The organism is Nostoc sp., from assembly GCF_036917355.1.
In the GTDB taxonomy this organism is placed as follows: Bacteria; Cyanobacteriota; Cyanobacteriia; order Cyanobacteriales; family Nostocaceae; genus Nostoc.
Genome location: NZ_JBALDP010000070.1, coordinates 49,327 through 76,114 on the forward strand (window position 1 = coordinate 49,327; position 26,788 = coordinate 76,114).

Here is a 26,788-nt window from a genome sequence, read left to right on the forward strand (position 1 = left end):
GATTGGGAAAGAAGCAGAGGAAGCAGGGGGAAAATAATGACTCCTGCCTCCATCTCCTGAATTCAGGATTCTGAATTCTGATTTTAGAACGTATACCACTCTCCGGTCAGCTTATCTGCGTCGCTGATGGGAGTCTCAACTGCTGTCGTTTCATTTATAGTCCAAATGTTGTCTGTACCTGCTGTCTGATCGCGCCAGTAGATATCAGTCTTGCCATCGCCGTTGAAATCACCAAGAGATGGTGTCAAGGCCGCGTTATTAGCTGGTAAGAAAGCTTCAGTCGCAACTGTTGTGCCATCCATCAACCAAGCTGTGTTCGCACCTGTGGTTCCATTGTGCCAGAAGATATCGGTCTTGCCATCACCGTTGAAGTCACCAATTTTGGAAGTCCAGGATGAGTCAAGTGTACCCAAAGCACCTTCTGTGACTAAGATACCATTCATCGTCCAAACCTTGTTCTCACCTGTTTGAGCGTTTCTCCACAGAATGTCTGTCTTAAAGTCGCCGTTGAAATCACCAAGGCTAGAAGTCCAGGCGGCATCTTGTGATTGTAGAGCAAAGTCAGTCTTTTGCGTACCATCCATAAACCAAGCGACGTTATCGCCAGTTGTCTGATTGCGCCAGAAGATATCGCTCTTGCCATTGCCGTCGAAATCAACAATGGTAGGAGTTAGTGCTGCGTCTGTAGTGTCTAAAACAGTTGCATTCAGAACAGTGGTGCCATCCATCTCCCAAATAGCGTTCTCACCGGTGGTTGCATTATGCCAGAAGATATCGGTTTTGCGATCGCCATTGAAATCTCCAATCTGAGGACTCCAGGCTGGATCGACGCTACTTAGAGCAGCCGCATTACCAACTCTGGTGCCATCCATCAGGACAACGCTATTCTCACCGGTTGTCTTATTGCGTAATAAGAAGTCGGTTTTGCCATCAGCATTGAAGTCAGCAATTTTGTAATCATAGGCAGATAGGTCAAATTGACCCAAAGAACCCTGTTCGATAACTTTTGTGCCATCCATCAACCGAATGATAATCTCACCAGTTGAAGAATTGACCCAAACTTTGTCTGTTTTACCATCACCGTTAAAGTCAGGAGTAATCGCCGCACTAGTTAAGTATGGATTAGGATTGGGATTTGCTGACGTTTTAACAGGCGCAGTTACCGGTTGACTTTCTAGTGCTAGAAAAGAACTCTTATTTCCAAACCCCAAATCATAATTTAAACTCTTAAAAGAATCTGTCAAGATTTGTGATTTTGCAAAAGAATCTGATGCTAATCGAGATGTATTCAAAGCTAAGGGTGAGGAATTTTGATTTTCAGGCATGGTGAATTTTTATTATTGGCTGTCATATTTTTTTAACTTTTTTTGGCAATCTCTTTCTGTAACGAAATAACATTTACTTGGGTTTCAAGATTTCTTTATAACTATTTTTTCTTTGTTAATGTCACTCTTTTAAGATAAATCTTTGTTTGTTTTAAACTATTTTTCTAAAATTTTCAAGTTCTATATAAGCAATTGTAAAATATATTTTGTGATTTATATGTGATTATTTATAGATAAAATAATCATTTGTTATCTATGTTCTTTGACATTTGAAGGTTGTATCAAAAATGTACCTATAAATCAGAAATTTATTTTATGTTTAATTAACAGACTTAATTAAAATAGAAGCGGACGCTACATTCTTCCTAAGAGGATGTTTGAAAAGTATTAAACAATTCAATTAAGCGAGTCTTCTCAGCATTAAGCGAATCATTGCAACTCTTTGTTGGTTACGTAAGCGATCGCTTTTTTTCTTAGGGGTTGAGTAGACATATTTTTTACTATGTATTGTGAAATGTCTGAAATCACAAAGTTTGTATAAAATAAACGTTTAAAACTTATTTAACTTCATGAATATCCTCAATTATTCGATAACAACAAGATTTCTGAATCGTTTAAAAAGTAGGAAAACTGAGCCTTTCGAGATAATTAATTCTGTTCCAATAATTTACAGCAGATTTCAAGTTGGTGAGGGAAACCAGCTAAGTCTGTTAGCCAGTTATAAAGCTTGTTTTACTCCTGAATTCTGTATTCTGCTGTATAACTTAAGTGGAAACAAATATTGGTTAGAATAACTTAAATTAGCAACTATTAGGAGGCATCATCTGGGCATCTATTAGTTGTTAAAAGTGTCAAATAATACAATACTTTTAAAAGTAGATCAACTATGCAAGCAGAATATCGGCAGCGTCGCGAGCAGTTAATGGCAAAAATTGGTGATGGTACAGCCATTTTTCGCAGTGCGCCAATGGCAGTGATGCACAACGATGTCGAGTATGTTTATCGTCAAGAAAGTGATTTTTTTTACTTGACTGGTTTTAATGAACCACAAGCAGTGGCAGTGTTAGCGCCGCATCATTCGGAACATCGATTTGTGCTGTTTGTTCAACCGAAGGATCGCGAAAAGGAAGTATGGACTGGTTATCTTTGTGGGGTAGATGCAGCCAAGGAAATTTATGGTGCTGATGAAGCTTACCCGATTAGCGAGTTAGATGAAAAGTTACCGCAGTATTTAGAAAAAGCCAGCCGGATTTACTATCACTTAGGACGCGATCGCACTTTTAACGATCAAATCCTCAAACATTACCAAAGTTTGTTGCGGACTTATCCGAAGCGCGGTACTGGGCCGATCGCTATTGAAGATACTGGCCCTGTCCTCAATAGCATGAGATTGATCAAAAGCGAAGCTGAATTGGAATTGATGCGTCAAGCAGCTGCGATCGCCACTGAAGCACACAATTACGCCCAAGAAATCGCCGCACCGGGACGTTATGAGTACGAAATCCAGGCGGAGATGGAACGCATCTTTCGAGTGCGGGGTGGAATGGGGCCAGCTTATCCTTCCATTGTGGCTTCTGGTGTCAATGCTTGCGTACTCCACTACATTGAAAATAATCGTCAAATGCAGGATGGAGAATTACTGCTAATTGATGCCGGTTGTGCTTACGGTTATTACAACTCGGATATTACCCGAACATTTCCCGTGGGAGGTAAGTTTACGCCAGAACAAAAGACTTTGTATGACATTGTTTTGGAGGCGCAAAAACAAGCGATCGCTCAAGTGCAACCAGGTAATCCCTTTAAATTAGTTCATGATACAGCGGTGCGCGTCCTCACAGAAGGTTTAGTCGAACTTGGCATTCTCAAGGGTGAAATTGATAAGTTAATTGAAGAAGAGAAATATAAACCATATTATATGCACCGCACCAGTCATTGGTTAGGTTTAGATGTCCATGATGTCGGTGTTTATCAGCATGGTGAAGACAAACCACAGATTTTACAACCAGGTCAAATTTTGACAGTGGAACCGGGACTATATATTGTGCCAGATACTAAACTAGCAGAAGACCAGCCACAGACCGATCCTCGATGGGTTGGCATTGGCATTCGGATTGAGGATGATGTGTTAGTTACACCTGGGGGACATGAGGTGTTAACTGCGGGGGTTCCCAAAGAAATAGATGAAATCGAAAGATAGAAATGGCGATGGTAGAACCTGACGGGGTGACAAAATAGGCTAAAAAGCTTATGAGATAAAGAATGCAGCATTCAAACAGTGGATGCGTAGTCTGCGCGTAAATTTAATCCCTGAAACGGTTGCCATCGCAAGCCTAAACCCAAGCTAGTAAAGGTTTGGAGACTAGGATTACTAACACGATTATTCCACCCCGTACCACAATCGAACTTCTGGCGATCGCACAACCATCCTACGGGAAAATCTTCAACCACCCGAACATTAGAAAGCTCAAGTTTCACCCTTATACCAATTCAATTAATGATTCCAACACATCCTTGGGTAAAGACGCGATGAATCGCGTCTCTACAAATGGTCTATTTGTCGCATTCTTGTTTCAAATTGGTATTAGATACTGAAACTTGAACCTTTTTGCTTCATCGCCGAACCTTTGAACTCAAACAGTTCAGTCAGAGACGAAAACAGAGAAAATATTCTTTAAGTAAGGGATAATAAAGAGGACACCTGTCTTACGCCAATTATCCTATGAGGATAAACTACAGAGATGTCTGTAACAAAGCGGCTGGAAATTTTAGATTTAATTTTGGAACTTCGTCAGCAGCTCAATCTTTCTCAGAAACAGTTTGCTGCTAAATTAGGAGTCTCCTTCAAAACAGTCAACCGTTGGGAGAATGGGCATACAGTCCCTTCACGGATAGCAGTAAAACTAATAGAAGAAATGTTACGGAAGATGGGTGAACCCGGACAAAGACTGCTAAATCAGTATTTTCCAGAAGCAGAGTAGGGTTATGAGTCGTAAGGCGAGGACATCTGAATCCCAAAACATCTTTTTTGGCAATAGAGACAAGGGCGCATTCATCCGGGAGAGACTCCTGCACTATGGTGTTGCCTTCCTATCCGTTGCCTTAGCACTGCGGGCAACCCTACTACTCAATCCATATCTTACTTCAACGCCTGGGGCGCTGTTTTTTGGTGCGGTGATGGTGAGTGCCTGGTACGGGGGCTTAGGGCCAGGGTTACTTGCAACCCTTTTGTCTACTTTTGCAGTTAATTATTTCTTTTTTAAGCCACTCCATCCGCAGAACATTACAAATCTGAATCTTGTAGTTCCCTTGGTAGTGTTCATGCTGACAGCAGGGTTAATCAGCTGGCTTAACGAATCACGCCGCACAGCCCAACGGCAAGCTGAGGCGAACCTGAAGTCACTACGCGAAAGCGAGGCGCGGTTTGGTCGCTTAACAGAATCCAATATTATTGGAGTAATTGTGGCCGACCTCAACGGCTTAATTGTTGAAGCCAATGATGCCTTTCTAAAAATGCTCAATTATACCCGCGAGGATTTGCGCTCTGGTCGAATCCGCTGGGGGGAGATTGTTCCACTCGAATATATTGAGGTGAGCGAGCGAGGGATTCAAGAACTGACAATAACTGGGAGTTGTAAGCCCTTTGAACAGGAATACATCCGCAAAGACGGTTCTCTAGTTCCTGTTCTACTTGGTTTTGCTAAACAGGGAGATCGGACAATCATTGGTTTTGTTCTTGACTTGAGCGAACGCAAACAAGCCGAAGCAGAAGCCCAGGATCGATCCCACCAAGCAGAAGTTGCTCAGAGCATCCTGCAAATGCTCCTAGAACACGTCCCAGAGGGAATTACGATCGCTGGTGGGCCCCCTGATTTCCCAATCATCGCTAACAGCAAACTCGCGCAAGAGCTTTTGGGTAGACCAAGTGAATCTCTGGTTGGTATGTCTTCTGAGTCTTATGTTCAGCTCTACAGTCTGTTCCTAGCTGATGGTGTAACGCCCCTTACCTTAGAGCAACTACCTTTATACCGTGCTACGCGCTATGGAGAAACGATCTGCGATGAAGAATGCATCATTGAACGTCCAGATGGTACTACAATTACAGCGATCGCCAATGTCGTCCCGATTCGGGATTCTCAAGGTCAGATTATTGGTGCAATAGATTGCTGGCGCAATATCACCAACCGTAAGCTCATAGAAGAAGCACTGCGCCAACGAGAAACAGAACTTCGTTTAATTACAGATACATTGCCAGTTCTGATTACCTTTGTAGATTCAGAACAATGCTACCGTTTCAACAACCGAGCATATCAAGATTGGTTTGGGCATTCGACGGTAGAAGTTTATGGGAAGCATCTTTGGGAAGTATTGGGTGAATCCGCTTATGAAGTGCTTCGTCCTTATGTGGAACAAGTACTGGCAGGAGAGCAGGTAACATTTGAAAGTGAAGTTCCTTATAAAGATGGTGGGACACGTTACATTAATGCCATTTACGTTCCCCAATTTAATCAACAGGGAATTGTTGAAGGGTATGTGGCGTTAATCACCGATATTAGCGAACAGCAAGCTGCGCTACGCGATCGCGATCGGGCAGAAGTTGCGTTGCGCGAAAGTGAAGCCCGCTTTCGCCAGATGGCAGACACCGCCCCCGTACTGATTTGGATGTCCGGCATTGACAAACTTTGTAACTACTTTAATAAACCCTGGCTAGATTTTACCGGGCGGACTCTGGAATCAGAGATGGGCAACGGGTGGACTGAAGGTCTTCATCCTGATGATTTTCAGCGTTGCTTAGATACATATACCAATGCTTTTGATGCCCGACAAAATTTTCAAATGGAATATCGCCTCAGACGCTTTGATGGCGAATACCATTGGGTTTTTGATACTGGTGTGCCTCGGTTGGCACCAACAGGGGAATTTCTTGGCTATATTGGCTCTTGTGTTGATATCCACGAGCGCAAGTTGGCAGAAGAAGCGCTACGTGACAGCGAGGAACGGTACCGAATTTTAACGGAAGTGTCGCCACAGGCTATTTGGATGGGCAGTAGCGATGGTGGTATTACCTATTGCAATCAACACTGGTTAGATTTCACCGGACTGACAATGGAGCAGACTGCTGGCTATGGCTGGATTTATTCCATTCACCCCGACGATCGCGATCGCGTCTTTAAAAGTTCGATGCAGGCTGTTGCTAACGCGACCAACTACGAAATAGAAATTCGCTTCCGTCAAGTTTCTGATGGTAGCTATCGTTGGCATATTGTCCGGGGTTTACCATTTCGAGATCAAAGCGGACAGATTATCAAATGGGTGGGCATCGCCAGCGACATTCACGATCGCAAGGTTGCCGAAGCCGCCTTACAACAACTCAATGAAATGCTAGAGCAACGAATTCAAGAGCGCACTGCCCAACTCGAAGCCGCCAATAAAGAACTCGAATCCTTCTCTTACTCAGTCTCTCATGACTTGCGGGCACCGCTGCGCCACATCGCCGGATTTATCGAATTACTTCAGAAACGCCATAGCTCAACAAGTTTAGATCAAACGAGTCAGCGCTATTTAAAAATAATTGCCGAAACTGCCAAACAGGCAGGAATACTGATTGATGAATTGCTGACATTTTCTCGTATGGGGCGCACCGAAATGCGCTACATCAACCTCAATATGGAGGAATTGGTACATGAGGTAAAACGCGATTTAATTGCAGAAACCCCAGGACGCACAATCCATTGGCAGATAAAGCCACTACCAGAAGCCCAGGGCGATCCCTCCATGCTGCGCCTGGTGCTTCGTAACCTGATAGGCAATGCCGTAAAATATACCCAGACTCAAAACCCAGCAGAAATTACTGTTGGCAGTATTGACAATGAAAACGAAGTTGTCTTTTTTGTACAAGATAACGGCGTAGGCTTTAATATGCAATATGTACACAAACTATTCGGAGTATTTCAACGCCTGCATAGCGACCCACAATTTGAAGGCACTGGTGTTGGATTGGCAAACGTGCAACGCATTATTCATCGGCATAATGGTCGAGTTTGGGCAGAGGCTGTAGTTGACAGTGGCGCCACCTTTTATTTCTCGCTGCCTAAATTGTCCCAGAAGGAGAGTGAATGAAAGAACTGAAGCGAATTCTGCTAATTGAAGACAGTGCCAACGATGCAGAGTTAATCCTAGCCGCCTTGTCAGAAAACCATCTCGCCAATGAAGTAGTGGTGGTACGTGATGGCGAAGAAGCATTAGATTACCTTTATCGCCGGGGGTTGTTCCGGTTGCGCATGGAGGGGTATCCTGTTGTCGTGCTGCTCGATTTGAAACTGCCTAAAATTGATGGGTTAGAAGTGCTGGCACAACTCAAATCTGACCCAGTAATGCGAGTAATTCCAATTGTGGTACTGACTTCTTCCCGCGAGGAACCGGATTTAGTTCGCTGCTACGAGTTAGGGGTGAATGCTTATGTTGTGAAGCCAGTAGATTACCATGATTTTGTCGATTCTATTAAAGGTGTCGGCCTATTTTGGGCAGTACTCAATCAGCCTCCTGTTGGTGCTTTACCGCCAGCGCCTCATCCTCAAAAGGAGAGCAACTGATGAATGTCCTGCGTTTCCTCCTTTTGGAAGACAGCTTGTTAGATACAGAGCTTGCCCAAATGGTATTAACCGAAGGGGGAATTAATTGCGAACTGATCCGAGTCGAAACCGGTGCTGATTTCCTAGCGGCTTTGGAAACAGAGGCTTTCGATTTAATTCTTGCCGATTATGCCTTGCCCTCTTTTGATGGAATTTCTGCCTTAGAAATTGCCCGGAATCGTTGTCCTGAGGTTCCTTTTATCTTTGTCTCTGCCGTACTGGGTGAAGAATTAGCGATCGAAGCTTTGAAGAACGGTGCAACCGATTATGTATTAAAGCAACGACTAGGGCGGTTAGTTCCCTCGGTGCAACGCGCATTGCGGGAAGCTAAGGAGCGGCGTAAGCGTAAGCAAGCAGAGGAGTCTTTACAAAAGAGTGAAGCCAAGTATCGCCGAATTGTTGATACCTCTTATGAGGGAATCTGGATGATTGACTCCAAAACCCGAACAGAGTTTGTGAATCAGCGAGTATCTCAGATGTTGGGTTATCCGGCAGAAGAAATAATCGGTCGTTCTATATTTGATTTTATGGATCTGGCTGATGATATCGCAGATGAAGCAAAACTGGAGTGGTTCAAAGGAGAAGAGAGCGATCTCAAAGAAGGGCGATTGCGCTGTCAAGATGGTTCGTACATCTGGACACTGATTTCTGCAAGAGCGATTTTGAACGAACAAGGTGAGTGCTTAGGTGCGATCGCTATGCTCACTGATATCACCGATCGCAAACGCAGCGAATCAGAACGCGATCGCCTTTTGCTATTAGAGCAAAGAGCCAGGGCGGAAGCTGAAGCTGCTAACCGCATCAAAGATGAGTTTTTGGCGGTACTTTCTCATGAATTGCGATCGCCCTTGAATCCGATTCTCGGTTGGGCAAAACTGTTGCAGAGCCGGAAGTTTGATGAGGTAGGACTCGACAAAGCATTAAAAACTATTGAGCGCAATGCTAAATTACAAGCTCAATTAATTGAAGACTTACTAGATGTTTCTCGCATCCTCCAAGGCAAACTCAGCCTCAACACGATCCCAGTCGATCTGGTATCCACCATTGAAGCCGCAATGGAAACAGTGCATTTAGCAGCAGAGGCTAAAACTATTCAGATTGAGACGATGCTCGATCCAAATGTGGGCAAAGTTTTAGGCGATCCAGCCCGCTTACAGCAAGTTTTCTGGAATCTTCTATCGAATGCCGTCAAGTTTACTGAGACTAAGGGAAAAGTAAATGTGCAATTGGAGCGCATCGACGCTCAAGCGCAGATTACCGTCACCGATACAGGTAAGGGCATTCACCCTGACTTTTTACCTCATGTATTTGACTATTTCCGTCAGGGTGACAGTACAACAACTAGAAGGTTTGGTGGATTAGGATTAGGTTTAGCAATCGCTCGTCATTTGATCGAGATGCACGGCGGAACGGTTTGGGCGGAAAGTCTTGGCGAGGAGCAGGGAGCGATTTTTACTGTCAGGTTGCCGCTGATCGAGGACAGTACGACGAGCGAGGATGACACAAATATTGATTCTTCAACTACCGCTTTTCCCTCCTCTCCCCTCATGGGTTTACAAGTGCTGGTTGTGGATGACAATGATGATAGCCGCGACTTTTTCAGTTTTGTGCTGGAACAGTTTGGCGCGATCGTCACCGCAGTAGCATCAGGAGATGAAGCATTACAAGCGCTAACCCAGTCAAAGCCAGATATCTTACTCAGCGATATTGGAATGCCAGAAATGAACGGCTATATGCTGATGCAACAAGTGCGGACTCTGGAAGCAAAAGTCGGGGCAAAAAAGATTCCTGCGATCGCTCTGACTGCTTATGCAGGCGAAATAAATCAGCAATACGCACTAAGAGCAGGATTTCAACAGCACATTGTTAAACCTGTAGCACCAGAGGAATTGCTCGTGGCGATTTCTAACTTAGTCCAATCTACTTAGGGTTTGCAATTAATCTGAGTAATTGAACTGGCTTAAGGTTACAGATTTTAAACTATTCTTCACAAGTAATATGGTCTTTTTAATTGCCTGGAATACTCCGGGTAATCCAGAAAATATTGTGCCCCAACAGCGTGTTGATATAAAAAGTTTATTCTCTTGTCAAAAATTTATCTCACCCTATTGATATTACTTTTCAAGTAATTGAACTACACTACTTTTCATTCCCTGTCTGGATCGTGGACTCAACACCTGAAAATTTTATCAAATAAATCTGAGTAAAAAAGAGTGTCGAGATGTAGCAGTACTAAGTCTCTACAAGGTTTCTGGATACAGCATATTTAATTTCATCAGATATCTAATCATTCGTGAATAATCAGATCCCTGGCTTCTCTAGAAAGTCAATGGTCTTGTTCCTCACGAATGATTCGGGATTGTTATATAGATAATTTTTATATAGTGGATTTAAAGGTTCGCCAATTTTATCCGTGTTTGTACTCTATCATAACTTTACGGATACTCTTAGAATCAACCTAAATTTACTTCCGTAAGGAGTCGGATATGAAGACTTATGACATGTCTTTCATAAAGACCAATGGACTCACGACCTTGTTGGCATTTGTCTCAGTTATATTTATTTTATCATTCACTCTAATTATATTATTTTTTGAAAATATTCAAGGATTTTCAAATCAAGAAAAAATTGAATACATCACTCAAGCATTAACAACGATTGCCATAATTATTGGGGGATTGGCATTAATTCTTAATGGTTACTATACCTCTAAACTCTCTCTGGATGAGAATCACAGCTTGTTAACACAACTACTAGCTGGAACACTACCTTGGGATAACAATATCATAAATTGTATCAATCAGACACAACTAACTCCCCAAGAAATTGTTTCCGAACGCTTTTCTAAAGCAATTGAACAACTAGGAAATGAAAAGATTGAAACGCGATTTGCGGCAATTTATGCTTTAGAACGAATTGCCAAGGATTCTCCGAAAGATCATTGGACAATCATGGAAATCCTCGCTGCTTTTATCCGCGAGAATGCCCCAGTGAATAGGGAATATGAGGATGAGTCGCTGCAATCATCAAAACTTCCTACAGATATTCAAACAGCCTTAACTGTCATTGGCAGACGCGATTCATCTAAAGATCCGGTCAATCAGAAACTCGATTTACGCAACACAGACCTCTGTAATGCAGACTTAACGGAAGCTAACCTCTCTAAAGCAATTTTTGTCGGGGCTAACTTGCAATGGGTCAATTTTACCAAAGTAAACCTCTCTGAAGCAGACTTATCTGTTACCTGTCTTTGTGGCTCAATCCTCTATGAAGCCAACCTGCAAAAAGCAATCCTCCCAGAAGCCAATCTTCAAGGCGCAGTTCTCAGAAAAGCAAACCTTTCTCAAGCCATCCTTTATGATGCCAACTTGGAAGGGACAGTTCTGTGTGATGCCAACTTAACAGGAGCAGTTCTTTGTGATGCCAACTTGGAAGGAGCAATCCTTTGTGATGCTAACTTAGAAGAAGTTAACTTTGAGGGTAGCAATCTCCAAGATACAAACCTGATTGGCAGTAACTTGCAAAGAGCAAAACTTGCTGGCGCTAATCTGGAAAGTGCATTACTGAGTACAGCTAACCTCCAAGAAGCTAATCTCCAAGAAGCTAACCTCTGTGGAGCCAACTTGAGCGGCTCGGAAAACGTAGAATCACAGCAGATTGAACAAGCAATTGGCGATCGCACAACCATCCTACCGGAAAATCTGAAACTACCTCAACACTGGCGGTAATCAAAACTAAAGTTTCAGCATCTAAAACTTGATTACACGATAGGGACGCATAGGTGTGCGTCCCTATCGTGTTTAATTTAGTACCCAAAACTAAAAAATTGCCAAAAACCTGATAAATATTCTCTATCAGGCAAAATTTTCCGCAATTTAAATCACGAACAATTATGAAACGCCGAGAGGTTTTTAACACAGCTGCGATCGCCACTGCAACTGCTGCTAGTCTAGTTTCCTGTAGCCAAGCTGGTAAATCCCCTAGCGTACAAGCAGGATTGCCGAACATTCGTTGGCGGATGGCAACTAGCTGGCCCAAATCTTTGGGTACTTTTATCGGCGCTCAAACAGTTTCCCGGCGAGTTGAAGAAATGACCAATGGACGTTTCCAAATTACGCCCTTTGCCGCTGGAGAATTAGTACCAGGATTGCAAGTACTCGATGCTGTGCAAGCTGGGACTGTTGAATGCGGACACACATCTAGCTACTATTACATCGGCAAAAGTTCAGCATTAGCCTTTGCCACCTCTGTACCCTTCGGTTTAAATGCCCAACAGCAGAATGCTTGGCTTTATAACGGTGGTGGATTAGAAGCCATACACAAAATTTATACCAACTTTAACGTGATTAGTTTTCCTGCTGGTAGTACCGGCGCACAGATGGGGGGATGGTTCAAAAAAGAAATTAAGTCTATTTCTGACCTCAAAGGTTTGAAAATGCGAATTCCTGGATTGGGTGGCGAAGTCATGTCGCGTTTAGGGGTGAACGTGCAAGTATTGCCTGGAGGTGAAGTTTATTTAGCATTGGATAGGGGAGCAATTGATGCTGCTGAGTGGGTAGGCCCTTACGATGACGAAAAACTCGGTTTAAATAAAGCCGCACAATTCTACTATTATCCTGGCTGGTGGGAACCAGGGCCGACCTTGGATGTGTTAGTGAACCTCACCGCCTGGAATCGCCTACCCAAAGAATATCAACAGGTTTTGAAGACAGCGAGTTTTGAAGCCAATTTGAATATGCTGAGTCAATACGATTCCTTAAATGGGCAAGCGCTGACGCGGTTATTGGCTGGTGGTACAAAACTAGTTCCATACAGCCAGGAGATTCTGCAAGCAGCCCAGAAAATCTCCTTTGAGTTATTTGAAGAAAATGCCAGTAAAGATGCGGCTTTTAAGCAAGTCTACGAACAGTGGAAAGCCTTTCGCCAGCAGATTTTTAATTGGAATCGCGTTAACGAATTAAGTTATGCCAATTTTGTCACTTCTAATAACATCAGGTAACTTATAAAATCTTTGCTTTTTTCTCTGTGTCTCTGCGGTGTAAAAGTAATTGATTTAACCTTAGAGGTGCAGAGGGGAGGGGTTTTTGGGCTTTCTGCATAGATTTGGGAATCATAACTAGACTTCTTGCAAAAGTCGGGGTAAAGGGTAAGGGGGAAAGGGTAAAGAAACTCAAAATCCTTTCCCTTTAACCTTTACCCTTTTCCCTAAGAGTGCAAAAACATATTTTTGCAAGAGGTCTACTAATTAGCCAGATATGATATAAAACCGATATTTTGCACCGAACATCATTAATTTGTAAAAAATAATGGGCAAAATAAGTACCTCGCCAAGCTAAATCTATACTGAATATGAAAGCGATCGCTTTGCTTTTATCTACTGGTGTTGTTACTGTTTGTACTATTTTTGGTATTAGTTCGCGTAGGTATTTCAGTAACAACCAAAACAACCTACAGGAAACCTCAAGTAATCAGCAGACCATAAGTCATGTAACAGCTTTGGGGCGCTTGGAACCTCAAGGAGATATCATTCATCTGTCTGCTCCAGCCTCTAACCAGCGTTTGGCTGAACTGCGTGTGCAGGAAGGCGACCAAGTTAGGGCGGGCCAAGTCATTGCGATTATGGACAATTTTAAACAGTATCAAGCCCTTGTAGAAAATGCTAGAGCAAAAGTGAACGTAGCGCGATCGCGTTTAGCTCAGGTGCAGGCTGGTGAGGAGTTTGGCCAAATTGAGTCCCAACGCAAGAAAGTTGCAGAAATGGAAGCTCAATTGCTTGAGGGCATAAAGGTTCAGAAATCAGTCATTGCCCGTCAGTATGTGGAAGTACGCAAAGCCGAAAATGACTATGAACGGTACAAAACTCTCTCGCAAGATGGGGCTGTTTCCGCAGTTGACACTGAAACCAGACGTTTGCAGGTAGAGATTGAGAAAGAAAAGTTGCAGGAAACAAAAGCAAAGCTGACTGAGCAAATTAGTACGGGTAAGGAGCGTGTCAAAGAGTCTCAAGCAACTTTGGAAAGTCTCAATCATGTGAAGCCAACAGATATTCTGTTAACCAAAGCAGAGTTGAATGAGTCGTTGTCTCAATTGCAAAAAGCAAAAGTTGATCTGGAATCTACATATATCCAAGCACCTGTAGCAGGACAAATATTAAGTGTCAACGCTAAAGTAGGTGAAGTTGTGGGTAGTGGTGGCATTGTTGACATTGGCCAGACACAGCAGATGTATGTGATGTCTGAAGTTTACGAAAGCGATATTCAATACATTAAGGTAAATCAGCCCGCAATAATTGTCAGCGAATATGGAGGGTTCACTGGCGAAATTAAAGGAGCTGTCGATCGCATTGGATTGCAAATCGATCAGCCAGGAATCGTTAATGATGATCCCTCTGCCAAAGCAGATGTCAGAATTGTGAAAGTTAAAATTCGTCTCGATCAAAATGACAGCAAAAGGGTGAGAAGCCTAAATAAGCTACAGGTAAGAGCATCGATTCAAATTCGTTAAACTAATTTGCAATTACACTAAACTAAAAACGACTTAGGCTTCGTCAAAAAATGTACGATCCTAACAATTAGATAATAGTGCTTATGACTGAACTAATTGAGCAAGCTATTTTCCATTTACAGGCATTATCTAGTAATGACCAAGATGCGATCGCTCTAATGATTTTAGAAGAACTTGAAGATGAAGTTCAATGGAATAAGACTTTTGCGAAGTCCCAAAATTTCCTTGATAAAGTGGCAGGTGAGGCAATCGCTGAGTATCGCGCAGGCAAAACCCAAGCGTTAAACCCCGATACTTTGTGAAGTCACGCGCCATCGCCTAATTACGCAAAGCATTTGCTGTACTAACTGAGCAATACTAATGTAAATCGTTAAGCTTAATACAAAATAAATTTTATATGCCGCTACTAATATCTGTTTTTCTTTGTATCATTATCATCTATCTGCTAAATCGTCTTGTTCAGCAGACGAGTGAGCCAATTTTATCCAGAAAAGTTTTCACTGGAATTGAGACACATGCCCTTATCTTTATTGACGATGACATCAGTTCGATGGAAACAGTTGTAACTACCCTAGTAAGGGCTATTGGGATGTCGGAAAAACAGGCAATTAATCTTATGTTTAGAATTCATAAAGAAGGGATGGCGATAGTCTGGACAGGTGATAGAAATTTAGCCGAGCAGCATTTGACGGAAATTCAGAGAGCAGGGCTGCAATGTTTTTTGACAGAAATTGCATCCAATAACTTGTGATTCAATCTTCTAGCCATCCTTTTTAAAAATGGAGAGAGGTGTAGGAATCTTGGTAACACGTGGTCAAAATCTCATAGATTCAAATTTACCTTAGAATTTTGGTAACTTTTAACTTTTGCCTTCTTCGATGACGCTAGTCAAAAATTCATTAATCGGTGACGAAGTACAGAAGCAACAATATCCTGATTTGTATTCGATTTGAAAATCAGGCTACAAAAACTTTCTCGATCGATTACCATTACTTCCACTTCAGTTAGTCCAGCTCGAACTGTAAAGGGATAGTTTTCCCCATTAACCAGCTGTGCATTACCAAAGTATTCGCCTGGTTTGAGCTTAGATGATGTTAATTCATCATGGCGATCGCTCATCAATGTTTCAACTTCTCCTTCTAATATCAGGTAGAATTTCTCAGCGACTTCACCTTCTTTAACAAGAATAGAATTGGCTCCATATCTAATTACCTTTGCTTGAGCGGCAACTGCTATAATCTCGGATGGATCGACATTAGGTAGTGCATTTGAGAGATGACTTGTCATCACGCGTTGATGCAAACGCCGCACAATGTCAGCTTTGGTTAATTCTGAATTGCCAAGGAAAAGTCGGAAAAGTTCTTCCTCAATCACCATCACTTTGACTTCTGAATTTCTAGCAACGCGTACTGTTGCTGTCCGTTTACCATCTCGAAGCAAACCAACTTCGCCAAAATAATCCCCGCGACTGAGATGATTTATTAGGCGAGGCGGTTCATCAGGCAATTCCTGGATAATTTCGACTTCACCTTCCAGAAGAATATAAAATTTAGTGGCTGGCTCACCTTGATGAACAATTACTTGCTCTGATTCGTAAGTTAAAACGATTGGTTTAGTCGTTGCTTTTTCTAGCAAGGCTTCATCAAAACCAGGTAAGACCAGTGAAAGTTCTTGGTTGAAAGCTAAACCCAATTTACCATCTTCAACATTAACAATCCGATCTGCCAAATCAAGTATCCGATTATCATGGGTGACAATCAGAACAGCACTACTCTGCTCTTTAGCCAAACGATGCATCAACGCTACTACATTGCGTCCTGCTATTTTGTCCAGAGATGCTGTGGGTTCATCGGCGAGTACTAACTTGGGTCGAGTTACCAAAGCACTAGCGATCGCTACCCGTTGCTTCTGTCCCCCAGAAAGATTAGCTGGATAGGCATTGAGCTTTTCTGCTAATCCAACAGCCTCCAATATAGCTACTGTTTTTGCACGAGCTTCTTTAGGTGAGAAGTCTGGTTGCAATTCCAATGACATCTGAATATTCTGCTGAACTGTTAAGAAATCCAACAAATTACTTGATTGGGTAATATAACCAAAATTCCGACGCATTTGGACTAATTGCTCTCTGGTAGCACCATTTAGTTCTTGTCCTAGAATATTGAGGCTTCCTTGGCTAACAGAACGCAGACAACCAATTAAACTCAGCAATGTACTTTTTCCCGAACCTGAAGGCCCGGTCAAAATCACGAATTCTTTGGCTTTAACTTCCAGATTAATGTCAGATAAAACTTGCTTTTGGAGTTCGCCTTCTCCAAAGAAGTAATTGAGATTTTGAATCGAAACAACTGTTTTGTCGTTTGTCATTGGTCATTGGTCATTGGTTCTTTTTTCCTCATCCCACTCTCCCTTCTCAAATTCTCAGTTCAAAACAAGTCTGCTGGATTAGCATCTTTAAGTTTATTCATAGTAATAGTGCCGGATGTAAAGCACATAATAATTGTTAGCAAAAGTACTAATAATGCTCTTGGAAATGTCATGTACATAGGCAAAGCGGTTGCATCTTTGACAATTTCATACAATCCGATAGAAACAATTAGTCCAGGAATATAACCTAATACTGCTAAAATAAGCGCTTCCTGAAATAAAACGTTTAAAAAATAACGATGCTTATAGCCTCTAGCTTTGAGAACAGCGTAGTCTGGTAAATGATCGGAAACTTCGCCATATAGAATTTGATAGACAATAATCACTCCTACTAGGAAACCAACGAAGACTCCTGTACTAAAAACAAATCCAATGGGAGCACTGGTAGCCCAATAATGTTTTTCATAATCAATAAATTCTTGCCGTGTCATCACCTGAACATTACCGGGAAGTTGAGTGCTGATTTTTTTGGCGATCGCTTTTTGATCGACACCAGATTTAAGGTTCACTAAACCGATAGTAATATTGTTTGCAGAACGTTCGGGTAACAAATAATTAAAAGTTGTACTGCTGGTAATTACATTACCATCATCGGCAAAGGAAGCACCAGCAAAATCAACTAAACCGCTAATCCAAATTTGCCGATTGCCTATTTCTGCTGCAACTGATTTTCCTGAATCTAAGTCGTTTAAGATATTGCCATATTCTTTTAAGTCAGAGTTACGATCGAATAAAATCACACCTCTAGTTCTCAACAAATGAGCAACTCGATCGAATTTGGCAATTTTAAAGGGGGAATTATCTGGATTTATGCCCAAGATAATAATTCCTTTTCCTCCACTAACATTGCCATACTTGAAAGAATGCTGTCCGTGATACACATAGTTAACAGAGTCAACTTCACTGAAATTAAGTGTGCGATACAAATGTTGTCGAGGAAAATCTCTGGTGTTAGCCAAAGTCTTCATTTGAGGGTTAATTAAAATCAAATCAGCTTTAAGACGAGTGTGTAATGCTGTTTGGCTATCGTAGAGGGAATCTAAAAAAGCCAATTGCATAAAAATGAGAATTGCCGCAAAAGCAATACCTATAATCGCTACCAACAGCCGCAGCTTATAGCGAGTGAGTTGCAACCAAGCTAAGGGGATTCTTCCAAAAGAATTCATGTATCATTTTTAAATCGAAATTGATTATATTGATTTGTTAGATCCCAACTTTACTAGTTTGCAATGATGAAGCGATGGTTTGCCGACAGTATTTTCCTCAGCAGAATTATGAAAAATGCTACTTGGCTGCTAGGGGGGCGAGTGATGACTGGAATCAGCAGCTTAGTCTATTTAAGTATAGTTACTCGTAATCTTGGTGTTACAGGTTTCGGCACGCTGGTTCTGATCCAAACTTATATTCAGATCGTTATAGATTTAACCACCTTTCAATCTTCTCAGGCAGTGATTCGTTACGGCACTATTTGTCTTGAGCAAAACAATAAAGTAGCTTTGCAACAGCTATTAAAGTTTACTACCCTACTGGATTTACTAGGGGTGCTGATTGGTTTAGCGATCGCAGTTGTTCTTGCGCCCTATATTGGTTCCTATATGAGATGGAATCAAGCGACAATCGTTCAAGTTCAGTGGTGTAGCTTAATTATTCTTTTTACAAGCGTAGCAACACCCAGAGGCTTGTTACAGCTTTGCAATCGCTTTGATTTATTAGCGTTACAGATTACTGTTCCTACTTTGATTTCCATGTTCGCAGCGTTCGTTGCTGCTACTCTGAATGCTCCTCTATGGGGATATCTTTTAGTTTGGCTCCTTTCACAGACATCTGGAGGGTTACTGTTGTTCATAATTGGTTGGCGAGAAGCTTGGAAACGAGGAATGTTAAAGGATATAGATTGGTTTGCGATCGAGTTGAGCCAGCATCATTGCGGCTTGTTGAAATTTTCCATCGTGTCTAACTTTGATTCTTCCCTACCAACGATCATGAGACAAGCCAGCCCTTTAGCAGTGGGAATTTTCGCCACTCCCGCAGCCGCAGGACTGTTCCAAGTAAGCTATGAATTGTCTACTCCACTCAAGGATCTAGCTCAGATTTTGACTCAATCTGTATATCCAGAACTGGCTCGGTTAGATGTTCAAGAAAAGTGGCGCTTGTTCGTGGTGTTGCTACTCAAATCAAGTGCGATCGCAGCCGGAATTGGGCTAGCAATTTTGATTGCGATCGTTTGTCTGGGTCAGTTCATCTTAAAGTATGCTTTTGGTGAGGCATTTATTTCCGCTTATGGTATTTTTCTGCTGTTAGTAGCAGCAGAAGTCTTTACAATGGGAAATTGTGCTTTAGAACCTGCCTTCTATGCAATCGGTAAGCCCAGTTTTCCCTTGAGAGTAAATGCGATCGCCATTTTGGGAGTTTATTTGCCGTTGTTGTTGATTTTAACTCCATCTTTTGGCATTGTAGGTACAGGAATAGCAACCTTATCTTCTACAGCTTTAATTCTAATTCTTAATAGTGTACTAATCTGGCGTCAGTTGCGTCAAAAGTTACAAAGATAGGCTGGGATTAGTATCGATCTCTGTGTGTGGATCGCCCAGCTTCTTCAACATAGAGTAGTGCGATTTGATTGCACCAAAAAATGTTGGGTAATAGTTGTATGGTACGCCATGTTTTTGAGCCACCTCACGTACAATTTGGCTGATTGCCGGATAGTGAATACTGCATACTTGTGGGAACAGATGATGCTCAATTTGGTAATTTAAGCCACCGAAGAACCAAGATAGCAATTGATTTTCATGGGCAAAATTGGCTGTAGTTACCATCTGATGAATCAACCACGTATGCTCGATAGCGTTGTTTTCATCTGGCACAGGGAATTCCAGCCCTTCAACTACGTGTGCTAACTGGAACACTACACCGAGAATGAGTCCTGCCGTGATATGCATGACTGTAAACCCGATGAGAAACTGCCACCAAGTTACATCCAAAATTAGCAGTGGAATTGCGATCGTGTAGGCATAGACGAATAACTTTGTCCAAATCAGGTTTACAACCTCAGCACGGGAGTGTACTAGGTCTTTGCATGGCCCGAAATCTTGCAGTTGAAAGCAAAGAAAATCCTTCATGAAAAGCCAGTTAAGCGTGGCGAAGCTGTACGCAAAAAAAGCATAGATATGCTGATATTTGTGAATAGGTTTTAGGGGAGTAGCCGATGAAAACCTGATAAGCGGCGAAACCATCAGGTCTTGATCTATTCCGGGGATGTTGGAATATGTGTGGTGGATAGTGTTATGGGCGATCTTCCATATATATCCGTTAGCACCCAGTAGATCGAAAGTATAGCCAATGAATTTGTTCACTCGTGGGTTTGCCGAGTAAGCTCCGTGCAAAGCATCATGTGCAATACAAAAGCCAATACCTGCTATTCCCACACCCATTAATGCAGCCAGCCAGAGCATCTGCCATGCCGAAAATTGGTTGCTCAAGATCAGTCCATAGCTGCCGTAGGTGATTAAAAGAAAGATAATTGTTTTGAACACCATTCGCGAATCAGCCTTTGACGAGCGACCTGTTACTTCAAAATAATCTGCAACTTGTGTTTTGACTTCCTGTGCAAATAGGGTAGCTTCATGGTTGGAAAAACGGATTTTAGTAATTTGCATAACTTCTCTCTTGCATAATGTCGCAATTATCTCAATTTTTTCTGAATATAGCGATTTTCATTTGAATGGGTACTGGGTAGTGACGCACAGATGTCAAAATAAGATGCATTGGCATAACAAGCCGATGCATTGGCATAACAAGCCGATGTATTGGCATAACAGGTCGATGTATTGGCATAACAAGCCGATGTATTGGCATAACAGGTCGATGTATTGGCATAACAAGCCGATGTATTGGCATAACAAGCCGATGTATTGGCATAACAGGTCGATGCATTGGCATAACAAGCCGATGTATTGGCATAACAGGTCGATGCATTGGCATAAGAATACTCCAAGTAAAAAAATGCCCAATTGTCATTGCGAATGGAGCAAAGCATAATGAAGCGATCGCAATGACTTTAAGATTGCTTCTTTAAACTTCAGTGCGATCGTAATGACGGTAAATGTATCAAGCAGTTTTCATGTATTTGAAGCACATTTGTCGTAGGGGCACAGCATTGCTCATGAGTATCAACGTAAGCCGAAAACTATATCAGACAGGCGTTTTGCAAATCACTCATACCCTCATCCCCTCTTCTCCCTTGGGAGAATGGGAATTGAATGTCTAGCTCTCCTCTCAGGGATGGGAGAGGGGCTGGGGGTGAGGGGAAAACGTTGTCAACAAGCTGGTTTAGCGTTAAGTTGACACCAATAAGCAATACTGTGCCCCTACTGTGTGGTCTATTTACTTGAAAATAGCTGTAATTCAAAATAGTATTACCACCAACGAATTTGCAAATATCCACCCTGCTCTGTCTTCAACTCAGCCTCAGTCTGCCAATTCACAGGTTGATAGGTTCTAAAAACTCGATCCCACCAGTCAACACCAATGCCAAAGTTGTGATACCACTGGTCATATTGGTGATGAACATAGTGAACTGGCATCGCTAACCAGAAACAGAGCTTGGGGTTATCGTGTTGAAGTTGATGGGCATAAGCTGCAAACACGGAATAACTTAAGCATCCAATTAACCAGCTAACTTTAATGTACCAGTTTGCCCCAATTAGCAGAAGAACTAGAACTGTCAACAACAGTATAGGCAAACTACCAACAATATAATCTCGAAATTCTTTCACTACGCCTTGTCCTGTCCCATCCTGATGGTGATCGACATGAAATCGGCAAGTTTTGGGAAATATATGCATCAGGCGATGACCCCAGTACTCCACTAGACTGGCGATCAGGAATGCTGCTGTAAAAGCGGTGACGATCTGTGCAATATTAGTCAACATATATTTTTTACTTCCTCTTAAACATTTCTATTCCTTCAAATAGGAATGCATTATTATCAAAACAGAATTCAGGAGTCAGGAGTCAGAATTCAGCATGAATTCTCTACGACTGGCGAATAGCGCAGCTTTAGCGAGTCTGCAAGGGTCTTGATTCTGAATTCTGAATCCTGCATTCTTATTCAATGTTTTGCCCTGCACCTTATCATAAGAGCTTTGTTATCGTGTCATCTCCCTCGTTCAAATCTCTCATAGACCTCCTGAGCGATCGCGCTCAAAAACAACCCGATAATCAAGTTTTCACATTTCTTAAGGATGGAGAAATAGAGTCAGACCGCCTTACATATCAAGCCCTCGATTGCCAGGCTCGTGCTATTGCTGCTAGTCTCCAGTCCGTCACTTCGGTTGGCCAACGCGTTTTATTAGTTTATCCTTTCAACGCCTCTCTGGAGTTTATTGCAGCCTTGTTTGGCTGCTTCTATGCTGGTGCGATCGCTATACCGACAAGACCACCTCAAAATGCAGAAGAATGGGTAGATTTTGGCTTTCGCATCCAGGAATGTCAAGTGGGTATTGCTCTGACTTCTGCCGCACTCATAGATAAGTTACAGGATTCATGGTTAGGGTGGTTGGCTGAATCTTTGGATCGTCCACAACTGTCTTGGATAGCCACGGATCGAATTTCCTTAGATACTGGCTCTAACTGGCAAAAGAGAGAAATCGATCGTGATGCGATCGCTTATTTTCAATACACCTCTGGTTCCACAGGTATTCCTAAAGCAGTGACAATTTCCCACGGCAATGTGTTGCAAAACTGCGTCAATTTTCAGCAGATATTTCCGACTCTTGATTTTCGAGGGGTGAATTGGCTGCCTTTAACCCATGACATGGGTTTAGTCGCTGGCATTATGCTAACCATTTATGCTGGAGCTTGTACTGCTTTAATGTCACCAATAGCCGTTTTTCAAAACCCCAGTCGTTGGCTCAAGGCAATCTCAACCCATAAAGCAACCATCAGTGGCGGCCCTAATTTTATCTACGATCTCTGCGTGCAAAGAGTTAAACCAGAACAAATCACAAATCTCGATTTGAGTAGTTGGGAAATTGCCGGGAATGCGGCTGAACCTATACGACCTGAAACTTTGGAAAAGTTTACAGCCTTATTTGCACCTTATGGCTTTCGACGAGAGGCATTTTATTTATCCTATGGTATGGCGGAAGCAACTTTGGGGATCTCTGGAGGTGCTGTAAAAGAGCCATCAGCCATTCAGTTTGTGGATGAAAAAGCCTTAGAACAGAATCGAGTTGTTACCGTAGCAGAAGGGCAACCTGGGGCGCGAACGCTGATTAGTTGCGGTCGTTCGTGGCCGGGAAACCGAGTGATAATTGTCAACCCAAAGACTCTCACTCCTTGTTTCTCTGATGGTGTCGGCGAAATTTGGGTGCAAGGCGCTGGGCTGAGTCGCAGTTATTGGCATCGCCCCGAAGAAAGTGAGCAAACCTTCCAGGCTTACTTGTCAGATAGTAATGATGGTCCCTTTTTAAGAACTGGAGATTTAGGTTTTATTCATGATGACCAACTATTTATTACTGGTCGTCTCAAAGACATGATGATTTTTTGGGGACGCAATTTCTATCCTCAAACTCTGGAGCAAACCTCAGAAAATAGCCATCCAGCTTTATCAGCGAATGCCAGTGCTGCTTTTTCCGTAGATGTGGAGGGAGAAGAAAGACTAGTAATTGCTCAAGAAATTGCTCGCCATGCGCTCCGCAAATTGAATTCCGAGCAGATTGCAGAGATAATTGGTGCTATTCGGCAAACTATGGTGATGCAGCATTTAGTCGAAGTTTATGCGATCGCCCTTTTAAAACCTGCTACTCTTCCTAAAACCCAAAGCGGCAAAGTACAACGCCGTCGCTGTAGAGATCGGTTTTTAGCAGGTACGCTAACGGTTATTGAACAATGGTTCTGCCCAATATCGGAGCGATTAGATCCGACTGATTTGACTAGTTTACCAGGGATTGAAGAAGCTTGAACGCACAAATTATATGTCTGATGCCGCCAAAATTAAAATTTTGATTGTCTATGAGCGATCGGGAATGGGTCATGAAGTGATGGCTAATATTCTTGCCAAGGAAATTTTACAGAATGGTCATTTTGAAATCATCAGCTATACTATAACTGAATTACTGCAAGACCCTTTGAGCGAACTATTGACAAAAGCCTGGGTTAGTGCGTGGAATTTCTTTATGCGCCATAACTGGATCGAGTTGGCAGATATACTAATTAATTATCTGATGCGCTTGATTTTATTGCCCATTGGTGAGGTTAGCTCAGTTACAGCCATGCATCAGACTTTAGACCAGATTGCACCAGATATTCTCATTTGTACTGCTGATACTGCTGGTAAATGCTTGGGTAGTTGGGCTAAAGAAAAGCAAATTCCCTTTTTTCTAGTAATTACAGATTTATCTGTTTTTATAGATTTAGTTTCCCCAAATGCTACCCATATTTGCTATTTTTCGGAAACTGTGAATGCTGTACAGAGTTTCCCGTTTACACTGACTTATTGGTCTGATGAGTTAACTCGTTCTAGCAAATTGTCTGAGCAAATCGGGTTTATTGGTAGATACCTTTATGATTTTGTGATTTGCTATCCACAGAATAGAATCTATCGAAATATAGATAGAGATTACAAACCCCAAAATCAGGCTCGTTGCGAGATAATTGGCCCTCTGCGTGAAACCAAGCATTTTAAAATTAGAGAGCGAAAAAAACTGCGCGATCGCTTTGATCTATCCTCTACTGATGTTTGTATTTTGATTGTGAGTGGCAGTTTCGGCGGCAACTTTTGTACAAAATATTTGAAAAGTTTACAAAACCTATTTTTAGACTCATTAGTTGTAATTATAGCTTGTGGTCGAGATGAAAATCTACGGATAAAAACCGAGCATATAGCTGGAAAAAAGCAAAATTACAAAGTGCGAACACTAGGTTTTGTAGATAATCTCGATGAATGGATGTCTGCTGTAGATATTATTCTGGCTCGTCCTTCAGCAGGTATTTTATTAGAAGCAATGCTTGCTCGTACACCATTACTGCTTCCCAGAAAAGCAGCAGCTAACGACCGAGGAGCTATTAGCTTTGTCGAAAAATATCAATTAGGTGAGTGCTTTAGCGATCGCCAGGATTTGAATTTGAAAATAAGACGTTTGCTAGATGAAAAAGAACTCTACCAAAATCGGATCGATGCCTTACTCAAAAAGTATCCATCTACCTTTGAAGAACAAAGTGCAAACTTGTGTAGGATATTATTGCGATCGCTTGAGAGTTAAGTAATATCGCGCCCATTTTTATTTATAGAATAAACTTTTATTTGGTATCAATAATGCGCTGTAAAATATCAGGAACTTCAAATACAGCTTGGTTTTTAATAGCTGCAAGATTCGCCTTGTAGCGAAGCCAATTTTCAGATTTTAAAAGTTCCTCAACGGCTGGAACAATCTGGCGAAAGCTTTTAATTGCCATACCAACTTGTTTCTCTAATATCCACTCAGCATTGTATTTTTCATTGATGATTGTTGAAGAATTGCGTTCGACAATCACAGGTAAATTCATGACCAACGCTTCACTAATACTGATAGAACCAGGTTTGCCAATAAAAAAATCAGCTAGACTCATAAAATATGGTACTTCATCAGTAAAATCTTGTACGTGTTGCCTTAACTGAGTTGGGCGTTCTTGCAATGCTTGGACAAGTTTCTGATTATAACCGCATAAAAAAATTAACTGCACTCGATGGCTAAGACAATCTAAATATTGGGCAATTTTGAGCATTGTTGCACAACCTTTTCCCCCAAACAAAACAATTCCCGTTACTCGGTCTGGATCTAATCCTAAATGCTGTCTTTCTACACGCTTATCTTCAGACATCGGTTGATAGAAACGAGGATGTACAATCATGCCTGAAGTTTGCACAATGTGTTCTTCTGATACACCTAAAGAACGTGCTTGTTCAGTGGCGCGATCGGTTCCGCAAATTAAGTAACTTTTAGTTTTAGGTTCTATCCAGAAATGGGGGGGACTATCTGCAAAGTCAGTCATGATTGTAACCATTGGGGTGTTGACTTTAACTCGTTGCAGACTGTCCCAAATTGCTCGGTTATAGAGGGGAATTAAAGAAATGACTAAATCGGGGGGAGGTTGCTGTCGCCAATGTTTTTCGCCCAATTTGACACCAATGGGATGCAAGATGCGAATGAAAAACTTATCAAAAAACATCATCACTGGATGCAGCCATGTCCAATCTGCACCGATCATCTGGTTGTAAAGTTCATTACCGTCTGAACCGAACAGCTTTTTATAGGGGTCTAGCGGCTCTGATAGTTGACCGATATCTGTTACAGTGATTTGCCAAGGTCGTTTTTGTTGTTGTGCGATCGCACTTAAGGCTTTTAGGGTAGCGTAGTGACCTCCACCTGCATTAAGTATAAAAATATGCAGTGAAAAGATTTTTTCATAACTCATAATTAATCCAAATTATAACTCTGGGATTTAGTAACGCGGTAACTTATGGCGTGCAAGCGATGTCTCCAACGGTCACTGAGCGCCTCGTGAGCGGCTTGCCCTGAGCGCAGTCGTTGGCGTGGTCACTGAGCGTAGTCGAAGTGCAGCCTCTCATAGAGAAGGGAGTCGAACATGCCCGTACCACTTCGTAGAAACAAGCTACGCGTAGCGTCTCATAGAAAAGTGCGGGCTTGCCTACGCAAATTTTTCAAGGATGATATTTAGAATTATTGAAAATATAATCTCAAATTAGGCAGTTATGCGGAATACATTTAGGAGTAAGTGCATGAGTTGGGTAACAGACATTATTCTAATATTTATACCAATTTAATATGAAGCTGCATAGAATAAAGCTTCCAGGATAAAGTTGTAAGAAGAGACAGAAATTACCTGCTCAAATGTAAGTTGGTC

21 protein-coding genes are annotated in these 26,788 nt (G+C 42.0%); 13 read left to right on the forward strand and 8 right to left on the reverse strand.

All coding sequences use genetic code 11. The annotated features are described in order from the left end of the window. Positions 1-83: 83 nt before the first annotated feature. On the reverse strand, positions 84-1,325 hold the full coding sequence (locus tag V7K53_RS22995) for an FG-GAP repeat domain-containing protein (protein WP_335199860.1): 1,242 nt from the start codon (positions 1,323-1,325) through the stop codon (positions 84-86). Positions 1,326-2,211: 886 nt separating this feature from the next. On the opposite strand from V7K53_RS22995, the gene V7K53_RS23000 reads away from it, so the two are divergent. Beyond that, positions 2,212-3,522 carry an aminopeptidase P N-terminal domain-containing protein gene (locus tag V7K53_RS23000; protein WP_335199861.1) on the forward strand — a complete coding sequence of 437 codons (1,311 nt, stop codon included), beginning with the start codon at positions 2,212-2,214 and terminating at the stop codon, positions 3,520-3,522. Positions 3,523-3,593: 71 nt separating this feature from the next. Here V7K53_RS23000 and V7K53_RS23005 read toward each other — a convergent pair whose 3' ends face one another. Continuing rightward, positions 3,594-3,800 (reverse strand): hypothetical protein, encoded by a 207-nt coding sequence (locus tag V7K53_RS23005; RefSeq protein WP_335199862.1) that lies wholly within the window; start codon positions 3,798-3,800, stop codon positions 3,594-3,596. Positions 3,801-4,063: 263 nt separating this feature from the next. Between V7K53_RS23005 and V7K53_RS23010 the strand changes: the two genes are divergently transcribed. The 9 genes from V7K53_RS23010 (at position 4,064) to V7K53_RS23050 (ending at position 15,209) form a co-directional block, all read left to right on the forward strand. Next, complete coding sequence (locus V7K53_RS23010; protein ID WP_335199863.1) at positions 4,064-4,303, forward strand: helix-turn-helix domain-containing protein; 240 nt, start codon at positions 4,064-4,066, stop codon at positions 4,301-4,303. A 4-nt stretch (positions 4,304-4,307) separates the two neighbouring features. Further along, positions 4,308-7,442: a PAS domain S-box protein gene (locus V7K53_RS23015; RefSeq protein WP_335199864.1), complete on the forward strand. Its 3,135-nt coding sequence runs from the start codon at positions 4,308-4,310 to the stop codon at positions 7,440-7,442. Beyond that, positions 7,439-7,915: a response regulator gene (locus tag V7K53_RS23020; RefSeq protein ID WP_335199865.1), complete on the forward strand. Its 477-nt coding sequence runs from the start codon at positions 7,439-7,441 to the stop codon at positions 7,913-7,915. The genes V7K53_RS23015 and V7K53_RS23020 overlap by 4 nt, the downstream gene beginning before the upstream one ends. Continuing rightward, a complete protein-coding gene (locus tag V7K53_RS23025; protein WP_335199866.1) occupies positions 7,915-9,882 on the forward strand; it encodes a hybrid sensor histidine kinase/response regulator in 1,968 nt (655 codons plus the stop codon). The genes V7K53_RS23020 and V7K53_RS23025 overlap by 1 nt, the downstream gene beginning before the upstream one ends. 573 nt (positions 9,883-10,455) lie before the next feature. Beyond that, on the forward strand, positions 10,456-11,682 hold the full coding sequence (locus V7K53_RS23030) for a pentapeptide repeat-containing protein (protein ID WP_335199867.1): 1,227 nt from the start codon (positions 10,456-10,458) through the stop codon (positions 11,680-11,682). A gap of 164 nt (positions 11,683-11,846) precedes the next feature. Then, a complete protein-coding gene (locus V7K53_RS23035; protein WP_335199868.1) occupies positions 11,847-12,953 on the forward strand; it encodes a TRAP transporter substrate-binding protein in 1,107 nt (368 codons plus the stop codon). A gap of 350 nt (positions 12,954-13,303) precedes the next feature. Then, a complete protein-coding gene (locus V7K53_RS23040) occupies positions 13,304-14,458 on the forward strand; it encodes an efflux RND transporter periplasmic adaptor subunit (protein WP_335199869.1) in 1,155 nt (384 codons plus the stop codon). 83 nt (positions 14,459-14,541) lie between these two features. Beyond that, a complete protein-coding gene (locus V7K53_RS23045) occupies positions 14,542-14,760 on the forward strand; it encodes a hypothetical protein (RefSeq protein ID WP_335199871.1) in 219 nt (72 codons plus the stop codon). A gap of 95 nt (positions 14,761-14,855) precedes the next feature. Further along, on the forward strand, positions 14,856-15,209 hold the full coding sequence (locus tag V7K53_RS23050) for an ATP-dependent Clp protease adaptor ClpS (protein WP_335199873.1): 354 nt from the start codon (positions 14,856-14,858) through the stop codon (positions 15,207-15,209). A gap of 137 nt (positions 15,210-15,346) precedes the next feature. Here the strand turns inward: V7K53_RS23050 and V7K53_RS23055 are convergent, their stop codons facing one another. Both V7K53_RS23055 and devC read right to left on the reverse strand, forming a co-directional pair. After that, the gene (locus V7K53_RS23055; protein WP_335199875.1) at positions 15,347-16,822 is read right to left on the reverse strand and encodes a cyclic nucleotide-binding domain-containing protein; all 1,476 of its coding nucleotides are present in this window, start codon (positions 16,820-16,822) and stop codon (positions 15,347-15,349) included. A 59-nt stretch (positions 16,823-16,881) separates the two neighbouring features. After that, positions 16,882-18,048: an ABC transporter permease DevC gene (devC, locus tag V7K53_RS23060; protein WP_335199876.1), complete on the reverse strand. Its 1,167-nt coding sequence runs from the start codon at positions 18,046-18,048 to the stop codon at positions 16,882-16,884. 63 nt (positions 18,049-18,111) lie between these two features. On the opposite strand from devC, the gene V7K53_RS23065 reads away from it, so the two are divergent. After that, the gene (locus V7K53_RS23065) at positions 18,112-19,434 is read left to right on the forward strand and encodes a lipopolysaccharide biosynthesis protein (protein WP_335199877.1); all 1,323 of its coding nucleotides are present in this window, start codon (positions 18,112-18,114) and stop codon (positions 19,432-19,434) included. On the opposite strand, the gene V7K53_RS23070 is transcribed toward V7K53_RS23065, so the two are convergent. The 3 genes from V7K53_RS23070 to V7K53_RS23080 form a co-directional block, all read right to left on the reverse strand. Further along, on the reverse strand, positions 19,423-20,538 hold the full coding sequence (locus V7K53_RS23070; protein WP_335199878.1) for a fatty acid desaturase family protein: 1,116 nt from the start codon (positions 20,536-20,538) through the stop codon (positions 19,423-19,425). The two genes, V7K53_RS23065 and V7K53_RS23070, sit on opposite strands and share 12 nt — an antisense overlap. A 26-nt stretch (positions 20,539-20,564) precedes the next feature. Continuing rightward, the gene (locus V7K53_RS23075; RefSeq protein ID WP_335199880.1) at positions 20,565-20,918 is read right to left on the reverse strand and encodes a hypothetical protein; all 354 of its coding nucleotides are present in this window, start codon (positions 20,916-20,918) and stop codon (positions 20,565-20,567) included. A 379-nt stretch (positions 20,919-21,297) separates the two neighbouring features. Beyond that, positions 21,298-21,813: a sterol desaturase family protein gene (locus V7K53_RS23080; protein ID WP_335199881.1), complete on the reverse strand. Its 516-nt coding sequence runs from the start codon at positions 21,811-21,813 to the stop codon at positions 21,298-21,300. A 221-nt stretch (positions 21,814-22,034) separates the two neighbouring features. On the opposite strand from V7K53_RS23080, the gene V7K53_RS23085 reads away from it, so the two are divergent. Both V7K53_RS23085 and V7K53_RS23090 read left to right on the forward strand, forming a co-directional pair. Further along, the gene (locus V7K53_RS23085) at positions 22,035-23,846 is read left to right on the forward strand and encodes a fatty acyl-AMP ligase (protein WP_335199882.1); all 1,812 of its coding nucleotides are present in this window, start codon (positions 22,035-22,037) and stop codon (positions 23,844-23,846) included. A 13-nt stretch (positions 23,847-23,859) separates the two neighbouring features. Next, positions 23,860-25,146, forward strand: coding sequence for a hypothetical protein (locus tag V7K53_RS23090; protein ID WP_335199883.1), 1,287 nt, complete (start codon positions 23,860-23,862; stop codon positions 25,144-25,146). 37 nt (positions 25,147-25,183) lie between these two features. Here V7K53_RS23090 and V7K53_RS23095 read toward each other — a convergent pair whose 3' ends face one another. Continuing rightward, positions 25,184-26,338, reverse strand: coding sequence for an MGDG synthase family glycosyltransferase (locus V7K53_RS23095; RefSeq protein ID WP_335199884.1), 1,155 nt, complete (start codon positions 26,336-26,338; stop codon positions 25,184-25,186). Positions 26,339-26,788: the final 450 nt, after the last annotated feature.